This is a genomic window from Arthrobacter sp. W4I7, assembly GCF_030816215.1.
Classification (GTDB): domain Bacteria; phylum Actinomycetota; class Actinomycetes; order Actinomycetales; family Micrococcaceae; genus Arthrobacter; species Arthrobacter siccitolerans_A.
This window is the reverse complement of record NZ_JAUSXU010000001.1, coordinates 156,850-177,780: the sequence shown is the minus strand read 5'-3', so window position 1 is coordinate 177,780 and position 20,931 is coordinate 156,850. Positions and strand designations below refer to the sequence as shown.

Below are 20,931 nucleotides of genomic sequence, written 5' to 3'. Positions count from 1 at the left end.
CTGCACCGTTGAATCCAGCATGGCAGCGGACCGCCTCAAGGGTTTTGTCGCGCAGCGATCAGTTGTTGTACCTGAGCGCAATGCCCGGGCTGGAGCGGGACGCGTCCGCCACTTAATCCAAGGCGGTGCCGAATCACCTGCCCGTGGCATACTGCCGTTACCAGACATCGCCGGATCCGCCGGCCGGAAGGGGTCCCTTCGTGCAGGAATTCGGTGTGGACGAGACTGCGCGGCAGCACGTCGTCGAGGCCCTTGCCAGGGCGGACAGCGGCGCGGGGACGGACTTTCAGCGGCGGTTCGACCGGCACTTCCCGGACCTCTGCCGTCTCTTCCAGTCGCTGTACGGTTCCCGCGAGGACTGGCTGGACCAGCTCACCGCACTGGTCCTTCAGAACGCCCGCTCCTGGCAGGACCGCCCGGCGGAGCTGAAGGCCCTCGACGCCGAGCGGGAAGCCAACAGCGGCTGGTTCCTGGCCAACAAGATGCTGGGCGGGGTCTGCTACGTGGACCGGTACGCCGAAAGCCTGGAGGGAGTCCGCGCCCGCATCCCGTACTTCAGGGAACTGGGCCTCACCTACCTGCACCTCATGCCGCTGTTCCTGGCGCCGGAGCCGCACTCCGACGGCGGTTATGCGGTGTCCAGTTACCGCCAGGTCAACCCGAAACTTGGCACCATGGAACAACTGCGCGAGATTGCGGCGGAACTGAAAGCCAACGGGATCAGCCTGGTGGTCGACTTTATCTTCAACCACACCTCCGACGAGCACGAGTGGGCACGGCGCGCCGCCGCCGGGGATCCCGAATTCAGCGATTACTACTGGATCTTCCCGGACCGCACCATGCCGGACGCCTTTGAACAGAATGTGCGGGAGATCTTCCCGGAGAACCACCCCGGGTCCTTCATCCGGATGGAGGACGGCCGCTGGGTCTGGGCCACCTTCCACACCTACCAATGGGACCTGAACTACTCCAACCCGGACGTTTTCCGTGCCATGGCCGGCGAAATGCTGTTCCTGGCCAACCAGGGCGTGGACATCCTGCGCATGGATGCGGTCGCCTTCATCTGGAAACAGCTCGGCACCCCCTGCGAAAACCTCCCCGAAGCCCATACGCTGCTGCAGGCCTTCAACGCGGTGTGCCGGCTCGCCGCGCCGTCGCTGCTGTTCAAGTCCGAGGCCATCGTGCACCCCGACGAAGTGGCGCTCTACATCGACCCTGCCGAGTGCCAGATCTCCTACAACCCGCTGCAGATGGCCCTGATCTGGGAATCGCTGGCCACCCGGGACGTGTCGCTCCTGGCCCAGGCACTGCAGCGCCGGCACAACATCGCCGAGGGCACGTCCTGGGTGAACTACGTCCGCAGCCACGACGACATCGGCTGGACTTTTGCTGACGAGGACGCGGCGGAACTGGGCATCAACGGCTTTGACCACCGCCGGTTCCTGAACTCCTTCTACGTCAACCGCTTCCCCGGCAGCTTCGCCCGCGGTGTGCCCTTCCAGGACAACCCCAAGACCGGTGACTGCAGGATTTCAGGCACGACGGCGTCGCTGTGCGGCATGGAGGTGGACCCGGCTGAGGCGGTGGAGCGGATCCTCCTCGCCCACTCGGTTGCCTTCAGCACCGGCGGCATTCCCCTGCTGTATCTCGGCGACGAGGTGGGCCAGGTCAACGACTACAGCTATGCCTCGGAACCCGGGCATGAGTCGGACACCCGCTGGGTCCACCGGCCGCACTACCCGGCGGAGCAGTATGCCCGCCGCCATGACCCTTCCACTCCCGAAGGCGCCGTCTACGCGGGCCTGAAACGAATGATCGAGGTCCGTGCCGGCGCTCCGGAGCTGGCAGGAACAAGGCTGGTGGACTTCGCCACCCACAACTCCCGCGTGCTGGCCTACCAGCGCCCCGGCGAGCAGACCTGGGTCCTGGCACTGGCCAACTTCAGCGACGAACCGCAGGCATTGCCCGCCGAAACCTTTTCCGGATACTCAGCCGCCGCCGTCGACCTTCTCTCCGAAGCCGCGCTGCAGCTGGACGACGGCGTCACGCTCCTTCCGCGCCAGTATCTCTGGCTGCGCGTCACCCCCAGCTGATGTTCCCTTTTCCCAACTAAGTAGCGTCAAGTGTCGTTTTGACCGCCCAAAACGACACTTAGCGCTACCCAGTTGGGCGGGCGGGCACGGGACGTGAAACCATACGGATCATGGCCTCCAAGATTGCGTACCAGGGTGAGCCCGGCGCCAACTCCAATATCGCGTGCAAGCAGATGTTCCCGGACATGGAAAGCGTGCCCTGCGCCAGCTTCGAGGACGCGTTTGAACTCGTGTCCAGCGGCGAGGCGGACCTGGCCATGATCCCCATAGAAAACTCGATTGCCGGGCGGGTGGCGGACATCCATATCCTGCTGCCCCAGTCCAACCTGCAGATCGTGGGCGAGTTCTTCCTGCCCATCCACTTCGACCTGCTGGGCATCCCGGGCAGCACCATCGCGGATGCCACCGAGGTCCACAGCCACATCCACGCCCTGGGCCAGTGCCGCAAGCTGATCCGCGAGCACGGCCTCAAGCCCGTCATCGCGGGCGACACCGCCGGGTCCGCCCGCGAAGTGGCCGAGTGGAACGATCCCCGCAAGCTCTCCCTCGCTCCCCCGCTGGCCGCGCAGATCTACGGCCTGGAAGTGCTGGCCTCCCGGGTTGAGGATGATCCGTCCAACACCACAAGGTTCGTGGTCCTGGCCCGGGAGATGGCGCTGCCGGCCCGGGACGAACTGCCCGGACCGGCGGTCACCAGCTTCGTGTTCCGCGTCCGCAACGTCCCGTCCGCGCTGTACAAGGCGCTGGGCGGCTTCGCGACGAACGGCGTCAACATGACGCGGCTGGAAAGCTACATGGTGGGCAACGAGTTCGCGGCCACCATGTTTATGGCCGACGTGGAAGGTCACCCCGGGGACCTGCCGCTGAAGCTGGCCCTCGAGGAGCTGGACTTCTTCACCACCGAGGTGCGCATCCTTGGCGTTTATGAGGCCGCGGAGTACAGGACAGCTCAGACCGTCAGCGGCTGACCCGTTGCCTGACGCGGCTTGAGCAGGCCCGGCTTCAGCAAGGCAGCAAAGAACTCCCCCAGTTCCGCCGTCGCGGTGAGCGGCAGGACGTTCGCCACATACTGGTCCGGGCGCACCACCACCACCACGCCGCCGCGGTCCAGCCCGCGCAGTTCGAAGATGTCTGCCCCGGGATCGGTGGCGTACACCTTCTCGTAATCGGTCAGCTTGAACGGGCCCACCTGCGGCTTGAAGACGGCGGGAACCTTTCCAATGTCCACGGCCGTGTGCGGTTGCTGGTAAATCACCTTCACGTCGAACCAGGCGTCAGGATCAGCGTCCGACGGCGTTGCGGCCAGCGGCGAGTCAGGCGAGTTTGCGATCCACCCGGCGAAGTCCGCCACCCCTGAGTGCGTACCGGCGGGCGCGGCGTCCGCGAAGACGTAGATCCGCCACCGCCCGTCCGCCGTGGCGTGGTGGCCGAGGTGCATGGGGTTGGTATCGCCCACCCGCACCACCGGTGCTGATTTGAAACGCTTGCCCACGGGGAAGCCGGTGGCAAGGTCCTGGTGCTTCGCGGGTGCCACCAGCATGGACGGCGCGTACTCGGTCATGAATCCGGCCGGGAACTCGGCAGTGCGCACGTAGAAGTCTTCGAGGTCCGAGGGGTTCTCGAACTCCTCGGGCTTCTTGGCCATCATGGTTGACCATTCCTTGTCGAAGTCAATGAGATTCTTTGCCACCACCTGCCGCTCCGCGGAATACGTGGACAGCAGGCCTTCCGGGCTGCGGCCTTCCAGCACGTGGCCGAGCTTCCAGGCGATGTTGAAGCCGTCCTGCATCGAAACGTTCATGCCCTGGCCCGCCTTGGCACTGTGCGTGTGGCAGGCGTCGCCGGTGATAAACACCCGCGGGGTGCGCGTACCGCGCTCCTCCGGCAGGACGTCGTCGAACCTGTCCGTGAGCCGGTGCCCCACCTCGTAGACGCTGTGCCACGCCACGTTGCGGACGTCCAGCGTGTAGGGGTGGAGGATCTCGTTGGCCTTGTGGATGATCTGCTCGATGGTGGTGTTACGGACGGCGTGATGGGTGGCCGGGTCCACCTCACCCAGGTCCACATACATGCGGAACAGATGTCCGCCTTCGCGCGGGATCAGCAGGATGCTGCCTTTTTCCCCCTGGATGGCGCACTTGGTCCGGATATCGGGGAAGTCGGTCACGGCGAGGGTGTCCATCACGCCCCAGGCGTGGTTGGCCTGGTCCCCGGCAAGAGTGCAGCCAATCGCTGTGCGCACTTTGCTCCGCGCGCCATCGGCACCCACCACATATTTAGCCCGCACTACGCGTTCCTGGCCCTCATTCGGCCCGGAAGTGCGCAGGAGTGTCACGGTGACGGGGAAGTCGCCCTCGTCCGTGACGCTAAGGGACTGGAACTCGTAGCCGTAGTCGGGCTTCAGGCGGGTAGGCGAGTTGGCGGCAAACTCGGCGAAGTAGTCCAGCACGCGCGCCTGGTTGACGATGAGGTGCGGGAACTCGCTGATGCCCATCTCGTCGTCGACAGCGCGCGCGGTACGAATGATGTTGGCATGGTTGGCGGGGTCCGGCTTCCAGAACGCCATCTCGGTGATGCGGTAGGCCTCGGCAATGATGCGCTCCGCGAACCCGAACGCCTGGAAGGTTTCGACGCTGCGCGCCTGGATGCCATCGGCCTGGCCGATGGCGAGCCGTCCGGGACGCCGCTCGATGATGCGCGTGCTGACATTCGGGAACATGGAAAGCTGCGCCGCGGCGAGCATTCCCGCCGGCCCGGTGCCGACAATCAGAACGTCCACTTCATCCGGGAGCTCGTCGGGCCGGTTCAGCCCGACGCCAGCTGCCGGCTTTACCCGCGGGTCTCCGGATACGTAACCGTGGTGGTGAAACTGCACGGGATTCCTCACTTCGTTGTGTGGCTCTTCGGCCATAAGGCTTGTTCGATAATAGAACTAGGGTTTCCATATGAGAAAACTCGGGTGTGGAGCAATACTGTACGCCACCTGTGACGGGGACGACAAGGGTGCCAAAAACGCGAGCCTCGAACGCTTGACAAGCGTCGGCCAAAGCGCGAAGGTGATCGTATACGATTTCGTACTTCGCTAGGAGACGCTTTGGAGCAGGTCAACGGGGACACCCTCGCAGCGGCACGCAAGGTGATCGCGGTGCACATCAACTACCCCAGTCGGGCCGCACAACGGGGACGCACGCCGGTCCAGCCGTCCTACTTCCTCAAGCCGTCGTCGTCGCTCTCGCTTAGCGGCAGCACGGTGGAACGCCCCGCCGGATGCGAACTTCTTGGCTACGAGGGCGAGATCGCGCTGGTCATCGGCAGGGCTGCCCGCCGCGTCAGTATCGAGGACGCATGGAGCCACGTCGCCGCCGTGACAGCCGGCAATGACCTTGGCGTGTACGACCTGCGCTGGGCGGACAAGGGTTCGAACCTCAAGTCCAAGGGCGGGGACGGTTTCACCCCGGTGGGCCCGGGACTGATCCCGGCAGACGCCGTCGACCCCGCCCAGCTTCGCATCCGCACCTGGCACAACGGCCAGCTCGTCCAGGATGACATCACGGAAGACCTGCTCTTCCCGTTTGCCCGGCTCGTGGCCGACCTGTCCCAGCTGCTCACCCTTGAGGAGGGGGACATCATCCTCACCGGCACCCCTGCCGGTGCGTCTGTCGCCAAGCCCGGGGATGTGCTCGAAGTGGAGGTCTCAGCCGGGAACCTCACCACCGGCCGTTTGGTCACCACGGTGGAGGAAGGCACGACGCCGTTCGCGGACTTTGGTGCCGGACCCCAGGTTGATGACGTGCAGCGGGAGGAGGCGTGGGGTTCGCGTGAGGCTGCGGGACTGCCCGCGGCAGCCAGTGTCCTCACCCCCGGACTGAAAGCCAAACTCGAAAGTGTCGCCACGGCAACCCTGTCCTCGCAACTTCGCAAACGCGGCCTTAATAACGTCAGCATCGACGGCCTGCAGTCCACCCGGCCGGACCGCCGCGTGGTGGGCCTGGCCCGGACCCTGCGGTACGTTCCCAACCGCGAGGACCTGTTCAAGACCCACGGCGGCGGGTTCAACGCCCAGAAGCGCGCCATCGATTCCGTGAACGAGGGCGAAATCCTGGTCATGGAGGCCCGCGGCGAGAAGGGCACCGGCACGGTGGGTGACATTCTTGCCCTGCGCGCCCAGGTCCGCGGCGCCGCGGCCATCATTACCGACGGCGGCGTGCGGGACTTCTCAGCTGTGGCCGGGCTGGAGATGCCCACCTATTTCGCCAACCCGCACCCTGCCGTGCTGGGGCGGCGCCACATCCCGTGGGACACGGACATCACCATCGCCTGCGGCGGAGCCACCGTGCAGCCGGGCGACATCATCGTGGCCGACTCCGACGGCATCCTGGTGATCCCGCCGGCCATCGCCGAGGAACTCGTGGAGGACTGCATCACGCAGGAACAGGAAGAGAGCTTCATCTTCGAAATGGTCCAGCAGGGCAACAGCGTTGACGGCCTCTACCCCATGAATCCCAAATGGCAGGCCCGGTACGAGGAATGGAAGGCAGGCACCACGGATCCAGCAGCAGGTAACCCGAATGACTGAGACAGTGACCGGTCTTCCCGCGGCATCCGCGGGCAGCAAATCCGAGCAGGCCTACCAGGCCGTCAAAGCCCGGATCATCGAAGGAACCTACACTCCCGGTTACCGGCTGGTCCTGGGCAGCATCGCCAAGGACCTGGGATTCAGCGTGGTCCCGGTCCGTGAGGCCATCCGCCGGCTTGAGGCCGAGGGCCTGGTGACGTTCGAACGCAACGTGGGCGCCACTGTAGCCGGAATCGACCCCACCGAATACCTGTACACCATGCAGACCCTGAGCATCGTGGAGGGCGCCGCCACCGCGCTGTCCGCTCCGCTGATTGATCCTGCCGCGATTGCCCGGGCCCGTGTAGTGAATGCCGAGATGCGCGAGTGCCTGGAGCACTTCGACCCCGTCAGGTTCACCGCGCTGAACCAGGACTTCCACAGCGTCCTGTTTGAGCACTGCCCCAACCCGCACATCCTGGACCTGGTGCACCGCGGCTGGAACCGGCTGGCGGCACTGCGGTCTTCCACGTTCCGCTTTGTCCCGGGCCGCGCCCACGATTCTGTGGACGAGCACGAGGCACTGCTCCAGCTCATCGAATCCGGTGCGGATGCCGATGCCATCGAGAAGGCAGCGCGCCTGCACCGCTCCGCCACCCTCGACGCCTACCTCGCGCAGGCCAAGAACCTCTGACCGCTCCCGGAGCATTCCCCCCACCTCAGCAGTAAGGAAACAACAATGACGTTCACTGCAGAACAGACAGCCACCCATTACGTGCCGCAGGACTTGCCCCGCCACATCCAGCACTACATCAACGGCGAGTTCGTTGATTCGGTGGGCGGCAAGACCTTCGATGTCCTGGACCCGGTGTCCAACACCAACTACGCCACCGCTGCAGCCGGCCAGAAAGAGGACATCGACCTCGCAGTAGCCGCAGCCCGCGAGGCCTTCGTCAGCGGCCCATGGCCGAAGATGAAGCCCCGCGAACGCGCCCGGGTCCTGAACAAAATCGCCGACGCCGTCGAGGCCCAGGAAGCCCGGCTCGCCGAACTGGAAACCTTCGACACCGGCCTGCCGATCACCCAGGCGAAGGGCCAGGCCCTGCGTGCGGCCGAGAACTTCCGGTTCTTCGCGGACCTGATCGTGGCCCAGTTCGACGACGCCATGAAGGTTCCGGGCTCGCAGATCAACTACGTGAACCGCAAACCGATCGGCGTCGCCGGCCTGATCACGCCCTGGAACACCCCGTTCATGCTCGAGTCCTGGAAGCTCGCCCCGGCCCTGGCCACCGGCAACACCGTGGTCCTCAAGCCCGCCGAATTCACCCCACTGTCCGCCTCCCTCTGGGCCACCATCTTCAAGGAAGCCGGCCTGCCCGACGGCGTCTTCAACCTGGTCAACGGCCTAGGCGAGGAAGCCGGCGACGCACTGGTCAAGCACCCCGACGTCCCGCTGATCTCCTTCACCGGCGAAACCACCACCGGCCAGACGATCTTCCGCAACGCTGCAACCAACCTCAAGGGCCTGTCCATGGAGCTGGGCGGCAAGTCCCCCTGCGTCGTGTTCGCCGACGCCGACCTCGACGCCGCGATCGACTCGGCCTTGTTCGGGGTCTTCTCCCTCAACGGCGAACGCTGCACCGCCGGCTCCCGCATCCTCGTCGAACGCGCCATTTATGACGAATTCTGCGAGAAGTACGCTGCACGTGCGAAGAACATCGTGGTGGGCGATCCGCATGATCCCAAGACCCAGGTGGGCGCCCTGGTCCACCCGGAGCACTACGAGAAGGTGGCTTCCTACGTCGAGATCGGAAAGTCCGAAGGCAGGCTTCTCGCGGGCGGCGGCCGGCCGGAGAACCTGCCGGAGGGCAACTACATCGCCCCCACCGTGTTCGCCGACGTCGCACCCGATGCCCGGATCTTCCAGGAGGAAATCTTCGGACCCGTCGTGGCCATCACCCCGTTCGAGAACGACGACGAAGCCCTCGCCCTGGCGAACAACACCAAGTACGGCCTGGCCGCCTACATCTGGACGCAGAACCTGACGCGCGCGCACAACTTCTCCCAGAACGTGGAGGCCGGCATGGTGTGGCTGAACAGCCACAACGTCCGCGACCTGCGCACCCCGTTCGGCGGCGTCAAGGCCTCCGGCCTCGGCCACGAGGGCGGCTACCGCTCCATCGATTTCTACACGGACCAGCAAGCGGTGCACATCACCCTCGGCTCCGTCCACACCCCCAAGTTCGGCAGCATCGAAGCCTCCGCCGCCAACGAAGGCTAGGCCCAGGCACCAGCCCGGCCTGCCGCCGTCGTACTTCCCAAAACCTTTCAAAGAAGAGAGCACACCATGACCAACTTCGTTCCCACCCCTTCTGTCCCGGCACCGGACATTGTCCGCTGCGCCTACATGGACATCGTGGTCACCGACCTCGCCAAATCCCGCGAATTCTATGTGGATGTCCTGGGCCTGCACGTCACCGAAGAAGACGAAAACACCATCTACCTCCGCACCCTGGAGGAGTTCATCCACCACAACCTGGTGCTGCGCAAGGGACCCATCGCGGCCGTGGCCGCGTTCGCGTACCGGGTGAAGTCCCCCGCGGAGGTGGACGCTGCGGAGGCCTACTACAAGGAACTCGGCTGCCGGACCGAACGCCGCATCGGCGGCTTCACCAAGGGTGTGGGCGACTCCGTCCGCGTGGAGGATCCGCTCGGGTTCCCGTACGAGTTCTTTTACGACGTGGAGCACGTGGAGCGACTCACCCAGCGTTACGACCTCTACTCCGCCGGCGAATTGGTGCGCCTGGACCACTTCAACCAGGTCACCCCGGACGTCCCCCGCGGCCGGGCTTACCTGGAGGACCTGGGCTTCCGTGTCTCGGAGGACATCAAGGATGCCGACGGCGTCACGTACGCCGCGTGGATGCACCGGAAGCAGACTGTTCACGACACCGCGCTCACCGGCGGCAACGGCCCGCGCATGCACCACGTCGCGTTCGCCACGCACGAGAAGCACAACATCATCCAGATCTGCGACAAGATGGGCGCCCTGCGCATCAGCGACCGGATCGAACGCGGGCCCGGCCGGCACGGCGTGTCCAACGCGTTCTACCTCTACATCCTTGACCCCGACGGCCACCGCATCGAGATCTACACCCAGGACTACTACACGGGCGACCCTGACAACCCCACCATCACCTGGGACGTCCACGACAACCAGCGCCGCGACTGGTGGGGCAACCCCGTGGTCCCGTCCTGGTACACCGAAGCCTCCCTGGTCCTGGATCTGGACGGCAACCCGCAGCCCGTCATCGTCCGCGAGGAGAAGAGCGAAATGGCAGTCACCGTGGGCGCCGACGGCTTCTCCTACACCCGGCCGAGCGAAGCAGCCGGGGCTGAGGGCTTCAAGCTTGGGGCGCAGCTGTAGCCATGCTGGATGCCAAGACGATCGAGGCCATCGCGGACGAACTGCTGGAAGCAGGTCGGAGCCGGACGCCGGTGCCGCGGCTGACGGCGCGCTACCCGCACATGACAGTGGAGGACTCCTACGCCGTGCAGCAGCTCTGGCGCCGCCGCAATGAGGAGGCCGGCCGGACCCTGGTGGGCCGGAAGATCGGCCTCACGTCCAAGGCAATGCAGGACGCCACCGGCATTACCGAGCCGGACTATGGCGCCATCTTCGATGACATGGTCCTCGAAACCGGCTGCTCGGTGGAGTGGGACCAGTACACCCACCCGCGGGTGGAGGTGGAGCTGGCGTTCGTGCTCAAGGACGGGCTCAAGGGCCCGGGCGTCACCATCTTCGATGTCCTGAAAGCCACCGACTACGTGGTCCCGGCCCTTGAGATCCTGGACTCCAGGATCGAGATGGAGGGCCGGACCATAGTGGACACCATCTCCGACAACGCCGCCATGGGCGCCATGGTGATCGGCGGCAACCCCGTCAAGCCCGACGCCGTGGACCTCCGCTGGGTCTCGGCCATCCTGTACAAAAACCAGACCGTGGAGGAAACCGGCGTCGCCGCCGGCGTCCTGGACCACCCCGCCAACGGCGTCCACTGGCTGGCCAACAAAATCGCCGCCCACGGCGATGCACTCAAGGCCGGGGACATCATCCTCGCCGGATCCTTCACCCGGCCGCTCTGGGTGTACAAGGGCGACACCATTCACGCCGACTACGGACCCCTGGGAGCTGTGACATGCCGCTTCCAGTAGACGACACATTCCGGGATGCCTTAGCTGCAGCCAACCGGCCCCTGGCAGGGATGTGGGTGTGCTCCGGGAGCCCGCTGGTTGCTGAGCTGTGCGCGGGGTCCGGCCTGGACTGGCTCCTGGTGGACGCCGAGCACAGCCCCAACGGGCTCGAATCCATCCTCGCCCAGCTCCAGGCCATCAACGGCTACCCGATCCAGGTTATGGTCCGTCCTCCGGTCAATGACACCGTGGTCATCAAGCAATACCTCGACCTCGGCGTCCAGAACCTGCTGATCCCCATGGTCAACTCTGTCACTGAGGCGGAGGCAGCGGTGGCCGCCACCCGCTATCCGCCGCAGGGCGTCCGCGGCGTGGGGTCCGCCCTGGCCAGGGCCGCCCGCTGGAACCGGGTGCCGGACTACCTCGCCCGGGCCAGTGAGACCATCAGCGTCACCGTGCAGATTGAGTCGACGGCGGCTGTGGACTCCGTGGCGGACATCCTGAAGGTCGATGGCGTGGACGCGATCTTCGTCGGGCCCTCCGACCTCGCCGCGTCCATGGGCCTGTTGGGACAGCAGGAACACCCCGAGGTGCGCGCCGCCGTCGAACACTGCCTCGCGGCTGCCAAAGCCGCAGGCAAACCCGCCGGCGTCAACGCCTTCAATCCGGACACCGCCCGCCACTACCTGGACCACGGCGCCAACTTCATCCTGGTGGGCGCCGACGTCGCCCTCCTCGCCCGCGGCTCCGAAGCCCTCGCGGCCAGGTACATCCCCAAGAGCCCGGTGGTTGAGCCTGTCGAAACCCCCGCAAGCTACTGATCTTCCCTTCCTAAGACTTCTTTCACGACTGTGAGGAAGGCCGGCCGAGTGGAAGCCGCTCAGGCCGGGTGTTCTACCGGGAGCCCTGCCGCCTTCCACTCGGGAAAGCCCTCCTCGAGCCTTGTGGCGGGCCGCCCTTCGTCCATGATCAGCCGCACGGCCTCGTCCGCATACAGGCAGTAAGGTCCGCGGCAGTAGGCGACGATTTCGCTCCCCGAAGGAACGTCATGCAGCCGCGACTTCAGGTCCGAGACGGGCAGGGAAAGCGCACCCGGGATATGTCCGGCGTCGTACTCTGGCTGCGGGCGCACGTCCAGGACAACGACGTCCCCCTGCCGCAGCCGCACCAGCAGTTCGTCGCGCCTGATAATGCTCAAGCCGGCACGATCGCCGATGTAGGCATGGACGAGATTGTCCAACTCCCCCGAGTGCACTTCGGCTGTCTCCCGAAGTGCCCGCCATAGCCGCTCCACCGCCGGGCCGGCAAGGGAGTAGTAGATCCGCGTCCCCGAGCGTCGGGAGCAGACCAGGCCAGCCCGCAGCAAGCGCTGCAGGTGCTGGGATGTATTGGCCATACTCTGCTGGATCTCTGCGGCCAGCTCGTCAACCGGCCGCTCCCCCTGCCCGAGGACATCGATCAGCTGCGCCCTCCTGCCGTTCCCCAACGCCTTGGCAGCTTCTACCAAGCCGTCGAAGAGTGCCTCTTTATCCTGCTGGTCACCCACTTACGCCTCCTATTCAAGAGATCTCTTGACAAGCCTACCGTCCCGGGGTTCTTATTCAAGTATCCATTTGAATAAGAAAGGAAGTGGTGGCCGTGTCCACCATCCAAACTCCCGAGCGGAAGCAGTCCCGCGTTCGGACAGGAGCCGCTCTCATGACGTTGGCCGGTCTGGCCTTCGTGGCGTACGCCGTGATCTTCCTAATAATGAACTTCACGGACGCCTTTCTTGAGCTGGGCATCGGCTCCGACCAAGTAGACAAGGGCAAGGCGGAGATCGAAGCGTTCAGCCCGCAGCTGTATCACTACATCAGCCATCTGCACATCGCGCTCAGCGGCTTCATCGCTGCGACGGGACTGGCCGTTGCAGGCCTGTCATGGTACGGAGTGCGCCGCGGAGAACGCTGGGCCTTCGTCACAGCCATCATCGTTCCGGTCGTCGGACTCGCCGTGGCCCTCCCCGCGCACTACCCTTGGGGCCTGGCCACACTTGGGCACCTCGGCCTGATCTACCTCGCCGTTGTCATTTTCCTCGTAGGGGTCGTCGCGGCCTATAGCGGAATGCGGGGCCCTGCGACTACACACCACTGACACTCAGACGGCAGCCAATAGAACATGCCCGGCTGCCCGGATCCCGTTCCCTCCACGTCAACGGTCCTGCGCGAAAAGACAAGCATTCCTGACGCCCACTCAACGAGACTGGGAGCAACCCGCCGGCCATCCGGCAAGCGCCTGACTACTCGAAGTGGAGTACCCCATGGAAAGTTACGATGCCCTCCTGGCGTCCGTCTCCCCCACATCCGGCCCTACCCGGACCATCCTCGACCCGGCAACCGGCGAAGAAGTGGGCGAGGCACCCATCCACACCCTCGAGCACCTTGAGGAGGCTGTCGCCGCCGCCCAGGCAGTCCAGCCCGCCTGGGCAGCGCTGGGCCACGACGCCCGGTCGGCCGCGCTTCTTAAAGCAGCCGACGCCGTCGAACGCTCCGCCGAGGAGCTCGCCCGCCTGCTCTCCCGCGAGCAGGGCAAACCCCTCAACGGCCCTAATGCCCGCTTCGAAGTCGGCGCTTGCGCCGCCTGGCTGCGCGTGGCAGCCGCTACCGCGCTTGAGCCCGAAACACTCGTGGACGATGGCGAAACGTACGCCAAACTGCACTACAAGCCCATCGGCGTCGTGGGCGCCATCGGCCCGTGGAACTGGCCCATGATGATCACCGTCTGGCAGATCGCCCCGGCCCTGCGGATGGGAAACGCGGTAGTGGTCAAGCCGTCTGAATACACTCCGCTGAGCGTCCTCGCCCTCATCAAAGTTATCAACGAGGAACTGCCCGAAGGCCTGCTGTCCGTGGTTTCCGGGGGCCGGGACGTCGGCGCCCGCCTCGCCGGACACCCGGCCATCGGAAAGGTCATGTTTACGGGCTCCACCGCCACTGGCAAGGCCATCATCAAATCCTCCGCGGACACGGTCAAACGGCTCACCCTCGAACTAGGCGGGAATGACGCCGGCATCGTCCTGCCGGACGCCGACCCCAAGGCCATCGCCGAAGGGCTCTTCTGGGGTGCCTTCATCAACACCGGACAGACCTGCGCGGCCCTGAAGCGCCTCTACGTCCACACCGACATTTACGACGCCGTCTGTGAAGAACTCACTAACGTCGCCAAAGCGATGCCCATGGGAAATGGCCTGGACGAGAACAACGTCCTCGGCCCGCTGCAGAACAAGGCCCAGTACAGCATCGTCGCCAACCTGGTGGATGCCGCAAAGGAATCAGGCGCACGCATCCTGCTCGGCGGAAACCCGGACACCAGCCAGCCCGGCTACTTCTACCCCGCCACCCTCGTAGCGGACATCGACAATGACAACCCGCTGGTGGCTGAGGAACAGTTCGGTCCCGCCCTGCCCATCATCCGCTACAGCACGGTGGACGAGGCCGTGGAGAAAGCAAACGCACTCGACGTCGGGCTCGGCGCCTCGGTCTGGTCGCCCGATCTTCACGCCGCCCGCGAAGTCGCAGCGCGCATCCAGGCCGGCACCGTCTGGATCAACAAGCACGGCGCCGTGGACCCGCGGATCCCGTTCGGCGGCGCCAAGCAGTCCGGCTACGGCCTCGAGTTCGGGGTCGAAGGCCTCAAGGCCCTCGGGGTACCGCAGGTCATCAACGGATAAGCACCGGGAACGGCGTCGCCGCCCCCACCAGGGGGTTTACCCCATGGCAGGGGCAGCGGCGGTCCGGCCGGAGAGCTGGCGGCGGGCCCAGCGGGCGAGTTTCTTGCCCTTGCCCTTCCACCAGTTGTCCTCGTCCTTGTCGTGGTGCAGGCGGAAGATGATGGCCATCAGCACGAACATGCCCATCACCACATCAATCCAGGACGCCAGCACCAGGGCAATCAGGACGGTTACCCCGTTGGCAATGATGGACGGAATGGCGAGGGTCCGGAAGACAGTGCTGGCGACGTAGCGCCGGTGGGACCGGGGCACGGACAGGGCACGCACCATGTCGAAGCACACGCACACCACCACCACTGTCTGGCCGATGGCCAGCAGGATCTGCCCGGGAATCGAGCCGCTGAAAGCGGCCACGCCTTCCATCCCCGGGCTCACGGCCGGCCCTTGCTTTGAGCATTAAACATAAAAACCCCCAGAAACTTGGAACCACTGCTGCTGATCCAGCAGTGGTTCCATTCAAGTTTCCGGGGGCCGAAGCGTCACGAGTAGTGGGTACTCGAATTTCGGCCGGCCCGCTTAAGCCGCTACCTATTGCCCGATGGCCCGCGGCCGCCACAGCACCACAGCCTGCGACCGCGGCCGGGGGCGCTGCCCGCGCGCCAGGCTCACCACGTCGCCCGCCGCGCCCGCCGCGAAGATCCGCGAATCGAACGGCTGCGGGCGCCGGCTGAGTTCCTCGGCGAGTTCCGAAACCCGGCGCTGCAGGGCGGCAACCTGGTTTTCGAGTTCCAGGATCCGTTTGATGCCTTCGAGCGAGACGCCCTCCTGGGAGAGCCGCTGCACCTCGCGCAGCATGTTGACGTCCCTTTGCGAATAGCGGCGGGACTTGCCGGGCGCGCGGCTGGGCGAAACGATGCCCAGCCGGTCGTACTGCCGCAGCGTCTGGGGGTGCATGTCCGCCAGTTCAGCCGCCACCGAGATCACGAAGATGGGCTGGTCTGAGTTGATGTCCACGGCTCATCCGTCACTAAAGCCGGGCCTTGGCGGCCAGGCCCTCTCGGACGTCAGCTCCGGACGTCGCCTCGGCAAAGGCCTTCACCGCAGCTTCGGCTTCCTTGTTCAGGTTCTTGGGAACGGCGACGTCGATCGTCACCAGCAGGTCGCCGGTCCCCTTGGACGTCTTCACGCCTTTGCCCTTTACCCGCAAGGTACGGCCCGACGGCGTCCCGGCCGGAACGCGCACACGCACTTTTTCGCCCTCGATGGTGGGCACTTCGATGTCGGCGCCCAAGGCAGCCTCCGGGAAGGTGACGGGGACGTGGATGCGGAGGTTGTCGCCGTCGCGCGTGTAGAACGCGTGCGGCTGCACCGAAACGGTCACCACCAGGTCGCCGTTGCCGGCGGGACCGGGCTGGCCCTTGCCCCGCACGCGGACTTTCTGGCCGTCCTTGATGCCGGCGGGGACGCGGACATCGATGACTTCACCGCTGGGCTCGCGCAGGCCAATGGTGGTGCCGCGGATGGACCCGGCGAACGAGATGCTGGTGGACGCCGTGCGGTCCGCGCCCTTCTGCGGGGCGCGCTGGAAGCCCGTCTGCCCAAAGCCGCCGCCGAACAGGTCTGCGAACTCGGGCGGAATTCCGCCTGCCGGGCTGAACCCGCCTGGCTGGCGTCCCGGGCCGCCGGTGAACAGGCCGCCGAACATGTCCTCGAAGCCGCCGTTGCCGCCACCGGCACCGCCGGGAGCGAAGCGGGCTCCGCCGCCCATTGCCCGGATGGCGTCGTACTGCTGGCGCTCTTCGGGATCGGAAAGTACTGAGTAAGCCTCGGAGATGTCCTTGAACTTCTTCTCGGAAGCAGTGTTCCCCGAGTTGGTATCAGGGTGATGCTGCCGCGCAAGCTTCCGGTAGGCCTTCTTGATGTCGGCGTCGGAAGCGTCCTTGGCAACACCAAGGATCTTGTAAAAATCCTTGTCCACCCAATCCTGGCTAGCCAATGGCGTTTCCTTTCTTGTACTTACTAAAGCTCTACGCGCTGCATGGGCCCCCGCCCCTACGCCGGGTGGCTGGGATCTGCGATCCCAAGCCACCCGGCTCCGATAGGCCCGATGCCACTCCCGGGGCCCATGCAGCGCTCCGAGCTTGTGGTCATCTCACCTTAGGCGACACGAACGCCGAACGCCGGAGCGGATGAGGGGGCCCGGGAGTGGCTTCGGGCCTGCCGGAGCGTGGCGGCTTAGGTCCGTAGGACCAAAGCCGCCACGCGTAGGGGCGGGGCCCCCTCATCCGCGCAGGCGTGGGGGATGAACCTACGCAGGTACAGCGACGATGACTTGCGCGGCCCGGAGGACGCGGTCGCCTGACTTGTAGCCGGAGCGGAGCACCTGGCTGACGGTGTCAACTTCGATGTCCTCGCCGGGCTGCTGGATGAGGGCCTCGTGGATGGTGGGATCGAACTCCACGCCGGTCTCATCGATGCGTACCAGGCCGTAGGTCTTCAGCGCGTTCTCCAGCTTGGTGGCGATCGCGGCGAAGGGACCGTCCGCGAGGTCACCGTGCTGGCGGGCTGCGTCGATGTCGTCCAGGACGGGCAGCACCGAGTTCAGGACGCCGATGACGGCCATCTCCCCTGCCACGGCCCGGTCGCGTTCAACGCGCTTACGGTAGTTGACGTACTCGGCCTGCAGGCGGAGGAGGTCGTTCTTCAGCTCGGCTGCCTCAGCACTGCTGGTCCCTGCCGGGACCCCCTGGGCCACCGATTCCTCAGCCGGCACATCGATTCCGTTGAGGATCTCCTCAGCCTGGGCCAGCGCGTCGCCGTCGGAATCCTCGGAACCGGCGCCGGCGGCGGTGTTGCCGCCTTCCGCGTGACCGCCCTCGGGGTGCCGGGCCTGGCCGGTCACCGGGTCAACCTTGCGGTTGTCCCGAATGACCGGTTCCTGGTGGCCGTTGCCCTGCTGATCCTGGAGGTGCTCTTCACGGGGTGACGTGTTGTGCTCTTCCTCGTTACCGTGATGCGGCATGGTTACTTCTTCGCTTCGTCTTCGTCGATGATCTCGGCGTCGACGATGTCCTCGTCGGCAGCCTTGTCTCCGCCCGCGGCGGCACCTTCAGCACCTGCGGCACCGGTTGCGCCGTCCGGGGAACCGGCCTGCGAGTAGATGGCCTCGCCCAGCTTGCCCTGGGAAGCCTGCAGCTTCTCAAAGGCGGCCTTCACCGCGGCGTCGTCCGTGCCTTCGAGGGCCTTCTTGAGGTCGTCGACGTCGGTCTGGACCTCGGTCTTGACCTCTTCAGGCAGCTTGTCGGCGTTGTCGGCGATCAGCTTGTCCACGGAGTAGGCGAGCTGCTCGGCGGAGTTGCGGGTGTCGGTTGCCTCGCGGCGGGCTTTGTCCTCGGCTGCGTGCTCCTCGGCGTCACGGACCATGCGGTCGATGTCTTCCTTGGAGAGCGCGGTGCCGCCGGTGATGGTCATGGACTGTTCCTTGCCGGTGCCCTTGTCCTTCGCGGAGACGTGGACGATGCCGTTGGCGTCGATGTCGAAGGTGACCTCGACCTGGGGAACGCCGCGCGGAGCCGGAGCAATGCCGGTCAGCTCGAACGTGCCCAGCGGCTTGTTGTCGCGGGTGAACTCGCGCTCGCCCTGGAACACCTGGATGGCCACGGACGGCTGGTTGTCGTCAGCGGTGGTGAAGGTCTCGGACCGCTTGGTGGGGATGGCGGTGTTGCGCTCGATCAGGTGCGTCATCACGCCGCCCTTGGTTTCGATGCCGAGGGAAAGCGGGGTGACGTCGATCAGGAGGACGTCCTTGCGCTCACCCTTCAGCACACCAGCCTGGAGGGCTGCACCAACGGCCACAACCTCATCAGGGTTGACGCCCTTGTTCGGCTCCTTGCCGCCGGCGAGTTCCTTGACCAGTTCGGAAACGGCGGGCATGCGGGTGGAGCCACCCACGAGCACGATGTGGTTGATGTCGGAGAGCTTGATGCCGGCTTCCTTGATCACGTCGTGGAACGGCTTCTTGGTGCGCTCGAGCAGGTCCTTGGTGAGGTCCTGGAACTTGGCGCGGGTCAGCTGCTCGTCCAGGTGGACGGGGCCGTCGGGGGTGACGGACAGGTACTGGAGTGAGACGTTGGTGCTGGTGGAGGAGGAGAGTTCCTTCTTCGCCTGCTCGGCTGCTTCGCGGAGGCGCTGCAGGGCGATCTTGTCCTTGGACAGGTCGATGCCCTTGACCTTGAGCTGGTTCAGCAGGTAGTCAACAACGCGCTGGTCCCAGTCGTCGCCGCCGAGGCGGTTGTCACCGGCGGTGGCGCGCACCTGGATGGTGGAGAAGTTGTCCTCGTCCTTGCCGACTTCCAGCAGGGAGACGTCGAAGGTGCCGCCGCCGAGGTCGAAGACCAGGATGAGTTCGTCTTCCTTGCCCTTGTCCAGGCCGTAGGCGAGTGCCGCGGCGGTGGGCTCGTTGACGATGCGCAGGACGTTCAGGCCCGCGATTTCGCCGGCTTCCTTGGTGGCCTGGCGCTCGGCGTCGTTGAAGTAGGCCGGGACGGTGATGACGGCGTCGGTGACCTTTTCGCCCAGGTAGGACTCGGCGTCGTTCTTCAGCTTCATGAGGATACGCGCGGAGATTTCCTGCGGCGTGTACTTCTTGTCGTCGATCGCGACGTTCCAGCCGGTGCCCATGTGGCGCTTGACGGAGGCGATGGTGCGGTCGATGTTGTTGACGGCCTGGCGCTTGGCGATCTCGCCAACCAGGACCTCGCCGGACTTGGAGAATGCAACGACCGACGGCGTGGTGCGGCCACCCTCGGCGTTGGCAATAACGGTGGGCTCGCCACCTTCGAGAACGGAGACGACGGAGTTGGTGGTTCCGAGGTCAATACCTACTGCACGTGACATGTGTTGCTTCCTTCTTTCCTTGGAAACTTGCTGGCGCCCGAATGATTGAGCGTTCTGCACTCAACTTTACTCACGGCGCCGACAATGTCAACCAAACTTGAGCGTAGCACGCTCAACTTCCACTTTTGCAGCAGGATGCGGCTCCCTTTTTCCTTGTATTTCTGCGCTTAAAGGCCGACGGCGGCCCTCCGTTTCGCTGTTGGAGAACCGCTCCGCCGGGCTGCTTTCTTTATCAGTTGCTTGCGCTGCTACCTGTCGCTGTCAGTGCCGCCGTGCAGCGGACCGCGCTCCTCGGCCGTGGTGTTGACCTGCCCGTCAGTAAGCCGTTCGCGGATGCCGTCCGCTTCGTGTGCCGTGCCTGCGGTGCCGGCGGTGCCTGCGGTGCCGGCCTCGCCGTAGTCGCCATCCGGGTATTCGCCGTCCTCAAGGTTTTCGGCAGGCTCCCCTACGGTGCCGGCATCACCGTAGTCGCCGTCCACATACTGCCCGCCCTCACCTTCCAGTCCCGGGGCGCTGCTTCCCTTGCGGGGCTCCTCGCCAAAGGTTTCCGGATTCTCGGTCATGGTGCATCTCTCCTTTGAGTTCCGCGTCCATGCGGGCGCACTTGCAGTCTAACCAGCCCGAACTTCCGCCAACAGGGCAGGCTTCAACCTTCAGGAGCTTTGTCCAGGCAACCCCGCCACGCGCGCCAGAACCCTGAGGTGATAGTCAAAAAGCTCACCCGGGGCGGAGAAGGTGTCCGGCCCGTACTGGTTGAAGACCTCGAAGCTCACCGCCCCAAACAGTGCGCTCCACACCAGGACCCCGCGCGCCACCAGCTCCCCGGAAATATCCAGGTTGAACTGCGAGCGGATCGCGGAGAGGTCCGATCCAAGTGCCGGAGGAATGGCCGCAACGCCCTGCTCCCGGACCATTAGCCGGCCGGCGCGTGCCGCGGCGTCGAGGATCCCTACCAGCGTGACGATCACGCGGGTGCCGGGCCCGGTGGTCCGCTCCGCCGGGGCTTCATACCCGGGCACTGGACTGCCGAAAAGGAGGGCATAACTGGCCGGCTCACGCAGCGCCCACGCCCGGACGGCCCGGCCCAGCGCGCAAAACCGGCCCATATGGTCACCCTCCGGAACGGCGGACACCGCGGCATCAACTTCGTCGCCGAGTTCTCCGACGGCGTCGATCAGCAGCAGCGTCAACAGCTCGTCGCGGTTCTCCACATACCGGTAAACCGCGGAGGACACCACCCCCAGGTCCCTGGCGACGGCGCGAAGCGAAAGTGCAGCGGCCCCGTGGACGGCGAGATGCTGCCGGCCCAGCCGCACAATGTCCGCGACAGTCCGGGCGCGGGCCCGCTCCCGTGGCGTCCCTGGCTGCAGCGAACCCGGCTGCAGCCAACCGGGCTCCAGCGAACCGGGCTGCGGCGTCCGAGACGTCCAGCTCGCGGGGCGTTCCCCAGCCGGCGCCATTGCGTCCTTTTCCCGTTCAGTCAC

General features: G+C 65.5%; 19 protein-coding genes. 10 read left to right on the top strand and 9 right to left on the bottom strand.

The window, feature by feature from the left end; genetic code table 11:
- Positions 1–200 precede the first annotated feature (200 nt).
- Both QF047_RS00780 and QF047_RS00775 read left to right on the top strand, forming a co-directional pair.
- Positions 201–2,093, top strand: coding sequence for an amylosucrase (locus tag QF047_RS00780; protein WP_307272850.1), 1,893 nt, complete (start codon positions 201–203; stop codon positions 2,091–2,093).
- Positions 2,094–2,203: 110 nt separating this feature from the next.
- Complete coding sequence (locus tag QF047_RS00775; RefSeq protein ID WP_306636290.1) at positions 2,204–3,061, top strand: prephenate dehydratase; 858 nt, start codon at positions 2,204–2,206, stop codon at positions 3,059–3,061.
- Here the strand turns inward: QF047_RS00775 and QF047_RS00770 are convergent.
- Positions 3,043–4,968: an FAD-binding monooxygenase gene (locus QF047_RS00770; RefSeq protein ID WP_307272845.1), complete on the bottom strand. Its 1,926-nt coding sequence runs from the start codon at positions 4,966–4,968 to the stop codon at positions 3,043–3,045. The genes QF047_RS00775 and QF047_RS00770 overlap by 19 nt on opposite strands.
- Positions 4,969–5,187: 219 nt before the next feature.
- On the opposite strand from QF047_RS00770, the gene QF047_RS00765 reads away from it, so the two are divergent.
- The 6 genes from QF047_RS00765 (at position 5,188) to QF047_RS00740 (ending at position 11,663) form a co-directional block, all read left to right on the top strand.
- Positions 5,188–6,669, top strand: coding sequence for a fumarylacetoacetate hydrolase family protein (locus QF047_RS00765; RefSeq protein ID WP_307272841.1), 1,482 nt, complete (start codon positions 5,188–5,190; stop codon positions 6,667–6,669).
- Positions 6,662–7,342, top strand: a complete 681-nt coding sequence (locus QF047_RS00760) for a GntR family transcriptional regulator (RefSeq protein ID WP_307272838.1) — start codon at positions 6,662–6,664, stop codon at positions 7,340–7,342. The genes QF047_RS00765 and QF047_RS00760 overlap by 8 nt, the downstream gene beginning before the upstream one ends.
- Before the next feature lie 45 nt (positions 7,343–7,387).
- On the top strand, positions 7,388–8,929 hold the full coding sequence (gene hpaE / locus QF047_RS00755) for a 5-carboxymethyl-2-hydroxymuconate semialdehyde dehydrogenase (RefSeq protein ID WP_306636298.1): 1,542 nt from the start codon (positions 7,388–7,390) through the stop codon (positions 8,927–8,929).
- Between the two features lie 66 nt (positions 8,930–8,995).
- The gene (gene hpaD / locus QF047_RS00750) at positions 8,996–10,075 is read left to right on the top strand and encodes a 3,4-dihydroxyphenylacetate 2,3-dioxygenase (RefSeq protein ID WP_307272835.1); all 1,080 of its coding nucleotides are present in this window, start codon (positions 8,996–8,998) and stop codon (positions 10,073–10,075) included.
- Positions 10,076–10,077: 2 nt separating this feature from the next.
- Positions 10,078–10,863 (top strand): 2-oxo-hept-4-ene-1,7-dioate hydratase, encoded by a 786-nt coding sequence (gene hpaH, locus QF047_RS00745; RefSeq protein ID WP_306636302.1) that lies wholly within the window; start codon positions 10,078–10,080, stop codon positions 10,861–10,863.
- The gene (locus QF047_RS00740; protein WP_307272832.1) at positions 10,848–11,663 is read left to right on the top strand and encodes an HpcH/HpaI aldolase/citrate lyase family protein; all 816 of its coding nucleotides are present in this window, start codon (positions 10,848–10,850) and stop codon (positions 11,661–11,663) included. The genes hpaH and QF047_RS00740 overlap by 16 nt, the downstream gene beginning before the upstream one ends.
- 59 nt (positions 11,664–11,722) lie before the next feature.
- Here QF047_RS00740 and QF047_RS00735 read toward each other — a convergent pair whose 3' ends face one another.
- A complete protein-coding gene (locus QF047_RS00735; RefSeq protein WP_307272831.1) occupies positions 11,723–12,388 on the bottom strand; it encodes a metalloregulator ArsR/SmtB family transcription factor in 666 nt (221 codons plus the stop codon).
- A gap of 92 nt (positions 12,389–12,480) precedes the next feature.
- Between QF047_RS00735 and QF047_RS00730 the strand changes: the two genes are divergently transcribed.
- Together QF047_RS00730 and QF047_RS00725 are read left to right on the top strand one after the other, a co-directional pair.
- A complete protein-coding gene (locus tag QF047_RS00730) occupies positions 12,481–12,975 on the top strand; it encodes a hypothetical protein (RefSeq protein WP_307272829.1) in 495 nt (164 codons plus the stop codon).
- A gap of 166 nt (positions 12,976–13,141) precedes the next feature.
- Positions 13,142–14,551 carry an aldehyde dehydrogenase family protein gene (locus QF047_RS00725; RefSeq protein WP_307272826.1) on the top strand — a complete coding sequence of 470 codons (1,410 nt, stop codon included), beginning with the start codon at positions 13,142–13,144 and terminating at the stop codon, positions 14,549–14,551.
- Positions 14,552–14,587: 36 nt separating this feature from the next.
- On the opposite strand, the gene QF047_RS00720 is transcribed toward QF047_RS00725, so the two are convergent.
- The 7 genes from QF047_RS00720 to QF047_RS00690 form a co-directional block, all read right to left on the bottom strand.
- A complete protein-coding gene (locus tag QF047_RS00720) occupies positions 14,588–14,974 on the bottom strand; it encodes a hypothetical protein (RefSeq protein ID WP_307281681.1) in 387 nt (128 codons plus the stop codon).
- A 165-nt stretch (positions 14,975–15,139) separates the two neighbouring features.
- Positions 15,140–15,565, bottom strand: coding sequence for a heat shock protein transcriptional repressor HspR (locus QF047_RS00715; protein ID WP_306636313.1), 426 nt, complete (start codon positions 15,563–15,565; stop codon positions 15,140–15,142).
- 13 nt (positions 15,566–15,578) lie between these two features.
- On the bottom strand, positions 15,579–16,547 hold the full coding sequence (locus tag QF047_RS00710) for a DnaJ C-terminal domain-containing protein (RefSeq protein WP_306636315.1): 969 nt from the start codon (positions 16,545–16,547) through the stop codon (positions 15,579–15,581).
- A 312-nt stretch (positions 16,548–16,859) separates the two neighbouring features.
- Positions 16,860–17,573, bottom strand: coding sequence for a nucleotide exchange factor GrpE (locus tag QF047_RS00705; RefSeq protein ID WP_307272820.1), 714 nt, complete (start codon positions 17,571–17,573; stop codon positions 16,860–16,862).
- Between the two features lie 2 nt (positions 17,574–17,575).
- On the bottom strand, positions 17,576–19,447 hold the full coding sequence (dnaK, locus tag QF047_RS00700; protein WP_306636319.1) for a molecular chaperone DnaK: 1,872 nt from the start codon (positions 19,445–19,447) through the stop codon (positions 17,576–17,578).
- A gap of 248 nt (positions 19,448–19,695) precedes the next feature.
- A complete protein-coding gene (locus tag QF047_RS00695) occupies positions 19,696–20,010 on the bottom strand; it encodes a hypothetical protein (RefSeq protein ID WP_306636321.1) in 315 nt (104 codons plus the stop codon).
- Positions 20,011–20,100: 90 nt separating this feature from the next.
- Positions 20,101–20,931, bottom strand: coding sequence for a TetR/AcrR family transcriptional regulator (locus QF047_RS00690; RefSeq protein ID WP_307272813.1), 831 nt, complete (start codon positions 20,929–20,931; stop codon positions 20,101–20,103).

Coding starts and splice junctions, on each gene's coding strand:
- QF047_RS00775 (WP_306636290.1), top strand. CDS start 2,204: ATGGCCTCCAAGATTGCGTACCAGGGTGAGCCCGGCGCCAACTCCAAT.
- hpaH (WP_306636302.1), top strand. CDS start 10,078: ATGCTGGATGCCAAGACGATCGAGGCCATCGCGGACGAACTGCTGGAA.
- QF047_RS00705 (WP_307272820.1), bottom strand. CDS start 17,573: ATGCCGCATCACGGTAACGAGGAAGAGCACAACACGTCACCCCGTGAA.
- hpaE (WP_306636298.1), top strand. CDS start 7,388: ATGACGTTCACTGCAGAACAGACAGCCACCCATTACGTGCCGCAGGAC.
- QF047_RS00720 (WP_307281681.1), bottom strand. CDS start 14,974: ATGGAAGGCGTGGCCGCTTTCAGCGGCTCGATTCCCGGGCAGATCCTG.
- hpaD (WP_307272835.1), top strand. CDS start 8,996: ATGACCAACTTCGTTCCCACCCCTTCTGTCCCGGCACCGGACATTGTC.
- QF047_RS00740 (WP_307272832.1), top strand. CDS start 10,848: ATGCCGCTTCCAGTAGACGACACATTCCGGGATGCCTTAGCTGCAGCC.
- dnaK (WP_306636319.1), bottom strand. CDS start 19,447: ATGTCACGTGCAGTAGGTATTGACCTCGGAACCACCAACTCCGTCGTC.
- QF047_RS00760 (WP_307272838.1), top strand. CDS start 6,662: ATGACTGAGACAGTGACCGGTCTTCCCGCGGCATCCGCGGGCAGCAAA.
- QF047_RS00695 (WP_306636321.1), bottom strand. CDS start 20,010: ATGACCGAGAATCCGGAAACCTTTGGCGAGGAGCCCCGCAAGGGAAGC.
- QF047_RS00725 (WP_307272826.1), top strand. CDS start 13,142: ATGGAAAGTTACGATGCCCTCCTGGCGTCCGTCTCCCCCACATCCGGC.